Origin of the sequence: Serratia sp. 2723, assembly GCF_050434425.1 — a bacterium.
Taxonomy (GTDB): domain Bacteria; phylum Pseudomonadota; class Gammaproteobacteria; order Enterobacterales; family Enterobacteriaceae; genus Chania.
Genome location: NZ_JBNDIN010000005.1, coordinates 161,522 through 173,570 on the forward strand (window position 1 = coordinate 161,522; position 12,049 = coordinate 173,570).

The following is a 12,049-nucleotide window of genomic DNA, read 5'->3' on the forward strand; positions in this document are numbered from 1 at the left end:
TTGGTCTTATTTCTTCATACTGCCGACCATCTCCTCTGGTCGTACCCACTGGTCAAACTGCTGCTCGGTCAGATAGCCCAACTTCAGCGCCGAGGCTTTCAGGGTCAATCCTTCCTTATGGGCCTGTTTGGCGATTTCCGCCGCCTTGTCATAACCGATATGGGTATTCAAGGCGGTAACCAACATCAGCGATTCGTTAAGCAACTGGCCGATACGTTCGCGGTTCGGTTCAATCCCCACCGCGCAGTGCTCATTGAAGCCGCTCATGCCGTCTGCCAGCAAACGAATAGATTGCAGATAGTTGTGGATCACCATCGGGCGGAATACGTTCAGTTCAAAGTTACCGGACGCACCGCCAATGTTCACCGCCACGTCGTTGCCCATCACCTGCGCACAGAGCATGGTCATGGCTTCACACTGCGTTGGGTTGACCTTCCCCGGCATGATTGAGCTGCCCGGTTCATTTTCAGGGATCGCGATCTCACCGATGCCACAGCGTGGGCCAGAGGCCAGCCAGCGCACATCGTTGGCGATCTTCATCAACGAGGCGGCCAATCCCTTCAAGGCACCGTGGCCATGCACCAGCGCATCGCAGGTTGCCAGGGCTTCGAACTTGTTCGGCGCGGTGACAAAAGGCTGCCCGGTCAGCTCTGCCAAAGCCTTCGCCACCCGCACCGCGTATTCGGGATGAGTATTCAGCCCAGTCCCCACAGCCGTGCCGCCCAAGGCCAACTCACTGAGATGCGGTATGCTGGCCTCGATATGCTTGAGGTTATATTCCAACATCGCCGCCCAGCCGGAGATTTCCTGGCCCAGCGTCAGCGGCGTAGCATCTTGCAGATGGGTGCGGCCGATTTTAACGATATCGTGGAAAGCGTCCGCCTTGGCATGCAGCGTGCGGTGCAGCGCCTTCAGCTCAGGGATCAGATGCTCGCGCACCGCGATCACCGCTGCTACATGCATTGCGGTAGGAAAAACGTCGTTGGAGCTCTGGCTTTTGTTGACGTCGTCGTTGGGGTGGACCCGCCGAGCTTCACCGCGTTCGCCCCCCAACAACTCGCTGGCACGGTTAGCCAGCACTTCGTTCATGTTCATATTGGTCTGGGTACCGGAACCGGTTTGCCAGATCGACAATGGGAATTCATTGGGGTGCTTATCTGCCAGCACTTCATCGGCAGCCTGGATAATCGCCTTGCCCCGCTCTGCGGGCAGTAATCCCAGATCCATATTAACGCTGGCTGCCGCACGCTTGGTCATCGCCAGCGCATGGATCAGCGCCGGAGGCATTTTTTCTGATGAGATACGGAAATGTTCCAACGAGCGCTGAGTCTGCGCGCCCCATAGTTGGTCGGCGGGTACTTCGATGGGGCCCATTGAGTCTTTTTCGATGCGAACGCCTGCCATCACGGTCTCCTTAGCACAATTCCTAAAAGTAATGGGTAATGCCCACGGGCCGTAACCCGTTGGCGAGCCACCTTAGTATAGACAGATAATAACCATTCGCATTAACCGCCGCAGCAAAGCGCATTTTTAGCCATCTTGGCTTGCATGCGCCTGCGCTGCATTGTTTACTTAGCGCAATTTTTTTGAGAAAGCAGGATACGATCATGCAAAAAATGACTAATGCCATCCAAAACTACGCTTGGGGCAGCGTTGATGCGTTAACCAAGCTGTATGGCATTAAAAACCCGACAGGTAAGCCAATGGCCGAACTGTGGATGGGGGCACACCCTAAAAGCAGTTCACAGGTAGCCGATCGGCTGGGAAACCTGCGTTCTCTGCGTGAAGTAATTGATACCGATCAGCCTAAACTGCTGGGTGCTGAAGTGGCACAACGCTTTGGTGAACTGCCGTTCCTGTTTAAAGTGCTGTGTGCCGACCAACCGCTTTCTATCCAGGTCCACCCAAGCAAGGCCGCCGCAGAGGTAGGCTTTGCCAAAGAAAATGCCGCCGGTATTCCGTTTGATGCCGCAGAGCGCAACTATAAGGATCCGAATCACAAACCGGAGCTGGTGTTTGCCCTGACGCCGTTCCTGGCGATGAATGGCTTCCGCGAACTGGACGATATCGTTGCGCTGTTACAACCACTTTCCGGCGCACATCACGATATCGCCGCCTTCCTGCAACAGCCGGATGCCGCCCACCTGGCGACCCTGTTTGCCAGCCTGCTGGGGATGAGCGGTGAGCAAAAAACGCTGGCGCTTGGCGTGCTGAAAGCCGCCTTGAACAACCAGCAGGGTGAGCCTTGGGACACCATCCGCTTTATCGCTCGTTTCTATGCCGACGACAGCGGCCTGTTCTCTCCGCTGCTGTTGAACGTGGTCAAACTGGCACCGGGCGAAGCCATGTTCCTGTACGCCGAGACCCCACATGCCTATCTGAACGGCGTCGCGCTGGAAGTGATGGCAAACTCGGATAACGTGCTGCGCGCGGGCCTGACGCCAAAATTCATCGATATCCCTGAGTTGCTGGCCAATCTGCAGTTCCGCCCTCAACCGGCGTCTGGCCTGCTGACTCAGCCAGAGCAACGAGGCAAAGAGCTGTTCTTCCCGATCCCCGTTGAGGACTTTGCCTTCTCGTTACACGATCTCGATGACACACCGCAGCCATTGGCGCAAAACAGCGCGGCGATCGTGTTCTGTATAGAAGGTGAAGCCAGATTGGAGAAACAGGGCCAACAGGTCATCTTGCAGCCAGGTGATTCCTGCTTTATTGCCGCCTTTGAATCCCCGGTTAACGTCACCGGGAGCGGCCGTCTTGCCCGCGTTTATAATCAGTTGTCCTAATTGGCGGTAAAATAGAGGTAAATAAGTTGCTAAGATGATTAGTTTACCTACACAATAAAACGCCTGCGGGCGTTTTTTGCAGGCCCAAATTGGTTGCCCTGCCCTCTACCGGCTTAACAAAGGAAGAACAGAACAATGAAAAAATCGTTAGTCGCTGTCAGCATCATTGTGGTGCTCGGCGCAGCATGGACTGGAGCCTCTTGGTACACCGGCAAGCTTATCGAGCAACGGATGGGGGAAATGGTTGACACCGCCAATAGCCAGCTGAAAACCATGCTGCCAAAGGCTGGAGTCAAACTGAGCTATGAAAACTATCAACGTGGGCTGTTCAGTAGCCAGATCCGCTATGTGCTGCGTGCCGATGGCAGCATCACCACCGACGATGCCCTGCTGAAGTCCGGCGAAGAAGTGGCCTTCATTGAAACCGTCGATCACGGCCCATTCCCGCTGGCCCAGTTGAAAAAGTTCAACCTGATCCCAAGCATGGCCTCGGTACATACCGAGCTGGAAAACACCCCGAAAGTCAAAACGCTGTTTGATATCACCAAAGGTAAGTCGCTGTTCAGCGCCGATTCACGCATTTCATACAGCGGTGATACCTCTACGTCCATCGATGTGATCCCGGTGGAATATCAGAAAGACAAGTCCTCACTGAAATTCAGCGGTGCAAAAATCGACGCGGATATCGGCAAGGACATGCAAAGCGCTATCCTGGACGCCAGCAGTGACAGCCTCGTGATCGGTGGCCCGAATCAGTCCGGCCAGAACGAGCAGATGACGATGCAAGGGCTGACGCTCAAAAGCAACACGCATCTGGGCCAATACAGTCTAAGCCTGGGTGAGCAAGCGCTTGGCATGAAGCAACTGACCGTGGCTGTAGACGGTAAAGACGCCATGACGATGGAAGGTTTCAACCTGGCCAGCCAGTTCGGCGAGAAAGGCAACAGCCTCGCAGGCCAGTTGGATTACACCATGGCAGCATTGAAAATTCAGGGCACCGATTTTGGCGCGGGTAAACTGCTGCTGAAAATCGACAACCTGGATGGTAAAGGGCTGAAAGAGTTTGCCGATCGTTACAACCAGCAGGCCATGACCTTGTTGCAACAGGCCGAAACGCTGTCGCCAGAAGCCTACCAGCAGCAGACGGCTGAGATGCTGGTGCAGAACCTGCCGCTGTTGCTGAAAGGCAACCCAACCATCAGCATTGCACCGCTGAGCTGGAAAAATGCCAAAGGTGAAAGCACCTTTACCCTTAACCTCGATCTGCTGGATCCCGCACAGGCTGGCGCTGCGGCCGAATCACCGGATCAGCAGCTTGCCCGTTCGGTCAAGAAAATCGACGCCCAGTTGACTATTCCGGTCGCCATGGCGCAAGAAACCATGTCTCAGGCGGCACAGTTGCAAGGTGCCAGTGCACAACAAGCGCAGCAGCAGTCCGAACAGCAGGTAAAAAACCTGGCAGCAATGGGCGAGATGTTCAAGATCACCACGCTGAAAGATAACGTGATTGGCAGCAGCTTCAAGTATGCCGATAACCAGATTGAGCTCAACGGCAGCAAAATGTCGCTGCCGGAGTTCGTGGGCATGTTCGGAATGCTGGGCGGTGGTTCCGCACCAGAAGAAGATAGTGCGCCTGAACCCGATCAGCAGGATGCCGCTCCGGCACCTGAGCAGCCGATGATTCAAGGTCAGTAATACTACAGGGGCTTGGCAATGCCAGGCCCCTGTTCACCTTCCCGCTGCAATAAACTCCACCTTTTATTAAACCTCGTCGATTATTGCTCTAGCCATAGACCGCATCGCGTATCTGCACGGGATATAAGCCACTCATTCCCTCAATCGCGGTGTTGGTCAACGCGACCACGCTCAACTGCGCGACCGGATCGTAAAACCAGCTGTGCCCATACACGCCGCCCCACTGCATAGTGCCATTATTCTGCGGCGTTGCTGCCAATGCGGCATCCACCAGCACCGCGCCACCAAAACCAAAGCCCCAACCCGGCCCCTGAATTTCTGCCTGCGCTGCTACATGGGGTTGACGCATCAATGCGGCGGTTTCTGGCTGCAAAACTCCGTCGCTACCATTACGCAGCGTCTCCACCAGGCGCAGCACATCGTCGGCGTCGCCAACCATTCCCGCGCCAGCCGAAGGATAAGCGTGGCGGTCAAGCGCTCGCGAAGGCGCAAACTCCACGTCAAAACCAAACTCCTCAGGAAGCCTCAGCAGAAAACCGTCGTACATCGCTGCCGGTTGCGGTCCGGCATTATAATAAGCCGTAGCCAGCTTATCGGCGTTCAACGTATAAAAACCGCTATTCCCCAGCCCTAGCGGTTGTCCCACCCAACGCTCGAACAACTGCGGTAAAGGCATACCCGTCACCTGCTCCAGCACCGCACCCAATACGTCGATCGCCAGCGAGTAACTGAATTCGCTCCCAGGCTCTGCCTGTAACGGCGCCTGCGCCAACCGACGCAGGTTTTGCTCCAGCGTTAACGAGGACTTTTCCATGCCGTCGTGGATCCCCAACCGCTGGTAGATCCCCCCCTCTGGCTGTTTGAAACGGTAATCAAGCCCGGCGGTGTGGGTTAACAGATGGCGAATAGCGATCGCTGGCCGCCGTCCATCGGGCAACGCAGGGGTAAACCATGGTAGCCAACGGCTAACGGTATCATCCAGACTCAGCAATTGCTGCTCTATCATGCGCATCGCTGCCAGCGTGACATGGGGTTTAGAGACCGAAGACAGACGGAATTGGCTGTTACGTTGCATGGGTTGCCGCTGCTCGCGATCGGCATAACCACTGGCACCGGCGTAAATCACCGTCCCCTGTTGAGCCACCAGCACTACGCTACCTACGATCCGCCCTTCGGCGATCGCCTGTTGATTGACTGCCTCTATCCGTTGTGTCAATGCCTGAGCCATAACAGTGATCCTCTTTAGGTAATCAGGCCAGTCTACGGTTTTCATCATTAAATAAAATAGGCTAAAATTTAATGAATCATTAAGTCGGGATTATCGATAGATGAGCTCACTGCTGCAATTACTGCCGTTTTTCGACGCCGTCGCCAAATTGGGCAGCTTTACCCAGGCGGCCAATCATCTGGGCGTCACACCGCCCGCGGTTTCACAAAATATCCGCGCGCTAGAGGCCCATCTGGGAGTCCGCCTGTTCAACCGCACCAGCCGGTCAGTCAAGCTAAGCGATGAAGGTCTGGCATTTTATGAAAAAATCGCCCCAGCGATGGGCCAGATTGAGATCGCGGCAGAAAATGCCAGCAGCCAACGTGGTGAGCCAAGCGGTTTATTACGTATTACCTTGCCGCAGTTGGCCGCGTCAATGCTGGTCATGCCCTATCTGCCGGAATTCCACACGCGCTATCCTGAGCTTAAGTTGGAGTTGTTTACCGACGATCGTTTTGCCGATCTGGTGCTGGATAATTTTGATGCGGGCATCCGCATGCAGCGGATGTTGCAAAAAGACATGCTGGCCGTCCCTATCGACCACGGCCAACAACATGTGATTGTGGCTTCTCCGGACTATCTGGCACAACATGGTCAACCCAAAACGCTACAGGAGTTACAGCAGCATGACTGCATGCGCTACCGTTTCCCCGGCAGTAGCAAACTGGAGCCCTGGTATTTCAACAACGGCACTGAGCATGTGACACTGGAGGTCAACGGGCGGCTGATCTTCAATGAAAACCAGCTGCTTAAAGACGCAGCGATAGCGGGATTAGGACTCACCCAACGCTTTCGGGCTACCGTACACCAAGAGTTGCGCAGTGGGCAATTGCGAGAGGTTCTGCAGGATTTTAGCAACGTCGCGCCGGGGTTCTTTATCTATTTTCCTGCAGGCCGCCATATGCCGCTCAAGCTGCGCGCCTTTATCGATTTTATGCGGGAAAAACGCGAGCAGCAGATCAGGCCGATCCGCGCTTGAACTGCTGGGTATTGAACACCTGAGATGTTGGGGAAGTCGGGTAGAATTTTTTCATTTCTTGCTTTCAGTGTGGTATCAGAATGCGGTTCACTTATGACATTGCTGATTAAGTACCCAGGAAGAAATAGCACTTAGGGAACCCGGCGAGTAAGCCTGTTGTCCGGCCAACAGAAATCCCCCTTGCTTCCACCAAGGCCACTGAGAGGATAGCTGGTAGTCAAACCATTCGCTTCGTAAAAGCCCATGGGTAGAATCAGCGACCAGTCTGATGCAGCGAGGTGTTTTGGCCGGTAGATCTTCGCTCCAGACAGAGATCGTTTCGTGAGGATCGACATTCCGATCATCCTCCCCCATCAAGATCATTACCGGCGTTTGCATCGCTGAAATATCTTTCCTTGCATCAGCATGTGAGTTTCGACGCTCAAAGTCCTGCCGGGTACAACCTGACGAACAGGGAGATGCGGCTGCCTCTTCCGTAAACTGCCAGTCAAAAGCGGTTGCTTCGCGTTGTTTCGCTTTCACGATATTTTCGGCTGACAGGCCCTCCGATTTCAGACGTTGCCCCATATAATAAATCCCTTGAGTTCGCCAATTTATCGCAGCGCCTACCAGAATAACAAAGTCGGTTTTTACCTGTTGGCTGGCGTTTGGAACGACCCAACCTGCCTGAGAAAAGCCAAGAAAACCGATATCACTATGGTTAAGCTCCGGTTCCTGTTTCAGTTTTCTCAGAGCAGATGCCGCTTCCTCTGCACGATCTGACATGCTTTGTGCCAGCCAGTTACCACTACTTGCCCCAACGCCGGGTTTATCCCATGAATATACCGCTATTCCTCTGGAAACCAGGAAGTTAACCAGCGGAATATAGCCGCCTGCAGACCAGCGGTCTTGAGCACCATCGCCATGGACCAACAGGACAAGCGGTGGCGATATCTTCCCCGGAGGGAGGATTAATGTGCCTTCCAGAAGGCTCTGATGATGCTCAAATCTGATTATTCGTTGGTGTCCATTATCGGCAAGTTCAAATTCAGATAACCGAATGAACGAAAAAACGACAAGAAAGCTCACCATGCATAAACCAAACATCCCATATTTGTTCATAGCAGCGCCAAAATTAAATGTCATGCCGTATCGGTTATATCAAAAATTTCGCTTTAATTTAATCGGCATCAGAACAAGGCTGTTTAGAGACACCTAAGAATTTATACTATTTGGAACAACGGCAAGATTGGAGATTTAGCGCGGATCAGGCCGAACCGCGCTTGATCAGCTCTGGGGACAGGATCACATTCTGCGGTGCCAATGAATCATCGCCAATTCGTTGCAACAGCCGCAGAGCAGCACTGCGCCCAACTTCACGAGCCGAGCTGGAGATAAAGGTCAGCGGGGGTTCGGTCAGTTCGGCCTCCGGTACATCGCCAAAACCGATCAGCGCCACCTGTTGACCATAAAAACTGTCCATCCCTTCCGAGCCAATACTACGGCCACTGCGCACGATACCAAAATAGGCACCCAACGCCACCGAGGCCTTATGGCACACCAACGCACTGATATTGGGATACTGACGCAACAGATTTTCGGCAGCTTCAGCCGCCGCCCGTTGATGACAATCGCATTCGACGATCCACTCGGAGCGGAATGGCAGGCCGTATTGCACCAGGGTGGCACAGAACCCCCCCAGGCGTTCGGCTCGGGTGAGTGAATCGCTTTGCCCACCGAGGTAGGCGATCTGGCTATGACCCCGTTTGATCAGAAATTCGGTGGCCATTTTCGCGGCCTGCATATTATCTGGCCGCACCACGTCCACACCTTCCAGACCATTGGAGCGCGCGGCACACACCAGCGGCACCCCCTGAGATTCGGCTTTCTCTTTCAGCCCTTTCGCGGTACGTACCCCACCCGCGAGCACCATGCCATCAACGCCGTGCTCCAGCAGCATATCAAAACAGCGCATCAGCCCTTTGCCTTCGCGCCCACTTTGGGTCAGAAACAGCACTTTGCCGTTGGCTTCCAGTACTTCACTCACACCGGCGGTCATCTCGGCATAAAACGGTTCACAGATATCACGCAGGATCAGCCCTACCACTCCCGATTCGCCACCGCGCAGCGTAGCGGCCTGACGGTTGCGAACATAGCCAAGCTGCTCGATCGCCTGATTCACACGGGTCATGGTGGTGGGAGAAATACGCCCTTTACCGCTCAGCACCAGGGAAACGGTGGTCACGGATACGCCTGCCAACTGCGCGACGTCAGTGATAGTGATCTTTTTGATGGTGATAACCTCTGCAATGCCCTACCAGGGCGACTTTCACCCTGACAACCCATGGTATACCGAATCTCTCAATGCAGTAAAACGATTTACCCACATGGGTATTGTCACCGCAAAGCACCGTTCATAATTGTGATTATGGACGCATTTTTACTAGGTAAAACGTTTTATCTTATTTTTACCTAATCGGGTATACACAACATTGCATGCTTTTTCGCCAGGAGTCGTCGGTTATGCCAGCGTCTAAAAAACAAAAAATTACGCTTTGGGAGTTTTTCCAAAGCCTGGGCAAAACATTTATGCTGCCCGTCGCACTGCTTTCCTTCTGCGGCATCATGCTGGGGATCGGTAGCTCACTAAGCAGCCGTGACGTGATCACCCTGCTGCCTTTCATTGGCCATCCGGCTTTCCAACTGCTGTTCACCTGGATGAGCAAGATCGGCTCCTTTGCCTTCAGCTTCCTGCCGGTGATGTTCGCCATTGCCATTCCTCTGGGCATGGCACGTGAGAACAAAGGCGTGGCCGCCTTCTCTGGCTTTGTCGGCTTTGCCGTGCTGAACCTGGCGACCAACTTCTACCTGACCACGTCAGGCGTGCTGCCTACCGTCGATCCATTGGTGCTGAAAGCCAATAACATCCAGAACATCCTGGGCATTCAGTCTATCGATACCGGTATCCTCGGTGCGGTGATCGTCGGGATCATCGTTTATCTGCTGCACGAGCGTTTCAACACCATCCGTCTGCCGGATGCGCTGGCGTTCTTCGGCGGTACTCGTTTTGTCCCTATCGTCACCACCGTGGTACTGGGCCTGTGCGGCCTGATTATCCCGCTGATCTGGCCTTGGTTCGCTGCCGGTATTAACGGGTTGGGTCGTATGATTAACGGCGCAGGCATGTTTGGGCCGATGATTTTCGGTTCCGGCGAGCGTCTGCTGCTGCCGTTCGGTCTGCACCACATTCTGGTAGCGTTGATCCGCTTTACCGAAGCGGGCGGTACGTTGGACGTTTGTGGCCGTGAAGTCAGCGGTGCATTGACCATCTTCCAGGCACAGCTCTCTTGCCCAACTACCCACGGCTTTGCCGAAAGCGCTACCCGCTTCCTGTCACAGGGTAAAATGCCTGCCTTCCTCGGCGGCCTGCCGGGTGCGGCGTTAGCCATGTACCACTGTGCCAAACCGGAGAACCGTCACAAGATCAAAGGGCTGTTGATTTCCGGCGTGGTGGCCTGCGTGGTCGGCGGGACTACCGAACCGATCGAATTCCTGTTCCTGTTTGTAGCTCCGTTCCTGTACCTGATCCACGCAATCCTGACCGGTCTGGGCTTCACCGTGATGGCCTTGCTGGGCGTTACCATCGGCAACACCGATGGTAATATTATCGACTTCGTGGTGTTTGGCATCCTGCACGGCACCGCCACCAAGTGGTATCTGGTGCCATTGGTGGCCGCCATCTGGTTCGTTGCCTACTATGCGATCTTCCGCTTCGCCATTCAGCGCTGGAACATTAAAACGCCGGGCCGTGAGACTGAAACTACCGCGACACAGAGCGCTCCTGTCGGTGCCGTGGGTAAATCCGGTTATAACGTGCCGGCTATCCTGGCTGCGTTAGGCGGTAAAGAAAATATCGTGTCGCTGGATAACTGCATCACCCGCCTGCGGATGTCGGTTAACGATATGAGCAAGGTGGATGATGCGGTGCTGAAAGCCAACCGGGCTATTGGCGTGGTACATCTTAACGATCACAACCTGCAGGTGGTGATCGGCCCGCAGGTGCAATCGGTGAAAGATGAGTTAGAATCACTGATGACCAACGCATAACCTTCCCCCGGGCGCAGCCTGCTGCGCCCTCGTTCGGAGTTTCACATGTTTGATTTTTCTACCCCGGTAGATCGTCACGGTACCTGGTGCACCCAGTGGGACTACATCGCCGATCGGTTTGGCACCGCAGATTTACTGCCTTTCACCATCTCCGATATGGATTTCGCCACCGCCCCCTGCATTCTTGCAGCCCTGCAACAGCGCCTGCAACACGGCGTGTTGGGCTACAGCCGTTGGCAGCATGAAGACTTTCTTGGTGCGGTGCGGCATTGGTATCAACAACGCTTCAATGCCCCCATCGATACAAGCAAGGCGGTCTATGGCCCTTCGGTGATATACATGGTGGCACAGTTGGTGCGTATCTGGTCGGCACCGGGGGAATATGTGGTCACCCATACGCCAGCCTATGATGCATTCTATAAGGTGATCCTGGGTAATCAGCGCCAGGTGTTGCCTTGCCCGCTGCACAAAGTGGATAACGATTGGCAATGCGATATGGCCCATTTGGAAGCCCTGCTAGCGCGGCCACAAACCAAGATCCTGCTGTTGTGCAGCCCGCACAACCCCACCGGCAAGGTGTGGACACAGCAAGAGCTGGAGCAGATGGCAGAGCTGTGCGAACGCCATGACGTAAAGGTGATCAGCGATGAGATCCATATGGATATGGTTTGGGGGGAACATCGTCATACGCCATGGAGCCAGGTGGCCACCACTCCTTGGGCATTGCTGACCTCCGGCTCTAAAACCTTCAACATTCCGGCGCTCACCGGTGCCTATGGCATTATCAGCGATGATAGCGCGCGTGATAGCTACGTTCAGGCGCTAAAAAGCCGCGATGGATTATCTTCACCGGCGGTGCTGGCGGTTGCAGCCCATATTGCCGCCTATCGTCACGGCGAGCCTTGGCTGGACGCCCTGCGCGACTATTTGCAGGATAACCTGACCTACGTGGCCGAGCGGCTCAACCGGGCGTTGCCGCAGCTAAACTGGCAGCCACCGCAGGCCACCTATCTGGCGTGGATCGATATACGTCCGTTGGGCATTGACGACCGCGAATTGCAGCAGGTGCTGATCGAGCGTGAGAAAGTCGCCATCATGCCTGGCTTTACCTACGGCGAAGAGGGCCGTGGTTTCCTGCGCCTGAACGTCGGCTGCCCACGCAGCAAGGTCGAGGCCGGGATGGATAAACTGATTGCCGGTTTGCAGTTTCTTGTGCAAGAAAAATAAGCGATATCG

General features: G+C 54.7%; 9 protein-coding genes. 5 read left to right on the forward strand and 4 right to left on the reverse strand.

The window, feature by feature from the left end:
- Positions 1–6: 6 nt before the first annotated feature.
- A complete protein-coding gene (fumC, locus tag ABIE29_RS09615) occupies positions 7–1,404 on the reverse strand; it encodes a class II fumarate hydratase (protein ID WP_429618290.1) in 1,398 nt (465 codons plus the stop codon).
- Between the two features lie 203 nt (positions 1,405–1,607).
- Here fumC and manA point away from each other — a divergent pair, with 203 nt between their 5' ends.
- Entirely contained in the window at positions 1,608–2,786 is a 1,179-nt protein-coding gene (gene manA, locus ABIE29_RS09620) for a mannose-6-phosphate isomerase (RefSeq protein WP_429618291.1), read from the forward strand.
- Between the two features lie 135 nt (positions 2,787–2,921).
- On the forward strand, positions 2,922–4,481 hold the full coding sequence (locus ABIE29_RS09625) for a YdgA family protein (RefSeq protein WP_429618292.1): 1,560 nt from the start codon (positions 2,922–2,924) through the stop codon (positions 4,479–4,481).
- Between the two features lie 88 nt (positions 4,482–4,569).
- On the opposite strand, the gene ABIE29_RS09630 is transcribed toward ABIE29_RS09625, so the two are convergent.
- On the reverse strand, positions 4,570–5,709 hold the full coding sequence (locus ABIE29_RS09630; RefSeq protein ID WP_429618293.1) for a serine hydrolase domain-containing protein: 1,140 nt from the start codon (positions 5,707–5,709) through the stop codon (positions 4,570–4,572).
- Between the two features lie 100 nt (positions 5,710–5,809).
- On the opposite strand from ABIE29_RS09630, the gene ABIE29_RS09635 reads away from it, so the two are divergent.
- Positions 5,810–6,727: a LysR substrate-binding domain-containing protein gene (locus tag ABIE29_RS09635; RefSeq protein WP_429618295.1), complete on the forward strand. Its 918-nt coding sequence runs from the start codon at positions 5,810–5,812 to the stop codon at positions 6,725–6,727.
- An 87-nt stretch (positions 6,728–6,814) separates the two neighbouring features.
- Here the strand turns inward: ABIE29_RS09635 and ABIE29_RS09640 are convergent, their stop codons facing one another.
- Entirely contained in the window at positions 6,815–7,852 is a 1,038-nt protein-coding gene (locus ABIE29_RS09640; protein WP_429618297.1) for an alpha/beta hydrolase family protein, read from the reverse strand.
- A 121-nt stretch (positions 7,853–7,973) separates the two neighbouring features.
- Entirely contained in the window at positions 7,974–9,005 is a 1,032-nt protein-coding gene (locus tag ABIE29_RS09645) for a Mal regulon transcriptional regulator MalI (RefSeq protein ID WP_429618603.1), read from the reverse strand.
- Between the two features lie 224 nt (positions 9,006–9,229).
- On the opposite strand from ABIE29_RS09645, the gene malX reads away from it, so the two are divergent.
- Both malX and ABIE29_RS09655 read left to right on the forward strand, forming a co-directional pair.
- The gene (gene malX, locus ABIE29_RS09650) at positions 9,230–10,813 is read left to right on the forward strand and encodes a maltose/glucose-specific PTS transporter subunit IIBC (protein WP_429618299.1); all 1,584 of its coding nucleotides are present in this window, start codon (positions 9,230–9,232) and stop codon (positions 10,811–10,813) included.
- Positions 10,814–10,858: 45 nt separating this feature from the next.
- Positions 10,859–12,040 (forward strand): MalY/PatB family protein, encoded by a 1,182-nt coding sequence (locus tag ABIE29_RS09655; RefSeq protein WP_429618301.1) that lies wholly within the window; start codon positions 10,859–10,861, stop codon positions 12,038–12,040.
- The last annotated feature ends 9 nt before the right edge of the window (positions 12,041–12,049 follow it).

Coding starts and splice junctions, on each gene's coding strand:
- fumC (WP_429618290.1), bottom strand. CDS start 1,404: ATGGCAGGCGTTCGCATCGAAAAAGACTCAATGGGCCCCATCGAAGTA.
- manA (WP_429618291.1), top strand. CDS start 1,608: ATGCAAAAAATGACTAATGCCATCCAAAACTACGCTTGGGGCAGCGTT.
- ABIE29_RS09625 (WP_429618292.1), top strand. CDS start 2,922: ATGAAAAAATCGTTAGTCGCTGTCAGCATCATTGTGGTGCTCGGCGCA.
- ABIE29_RS09630 (WP_429618293.1), bottom strand. CDS start 5,709: ATGGCTCAGGCATTGACACAACGGATAGAGGCAGTCAATCAACAGGCG.
- ABIE29_RS09635 (WP_429618295.1), top strand. CDS start 5,810: ATGAGCTCACTGCTGCAATTACTGCCGTTTTTCGACGCCGTCGCCAAA.
- ABIE29_RS09640 (WP_429618297.1), bottom strand. CDS start 7,852: ATGACATTTAATTTTGGCGCTGCTATGAACAAATATGGGATGTTTGGT.
- malX (WP_429618299.1), top strand. CDS start 9,230: ATGCCAGCGTCTAAAAAACAAAAAATTACGCTTTGGGAGTTTTTCCAA.
- ABIE29_RS09655 (WP_429618301.1), top strand. CDS start 10,859: ATGTTTGATTTTTCTACCCCGGTAGATCGTCACGGTACCTGGTGCACC.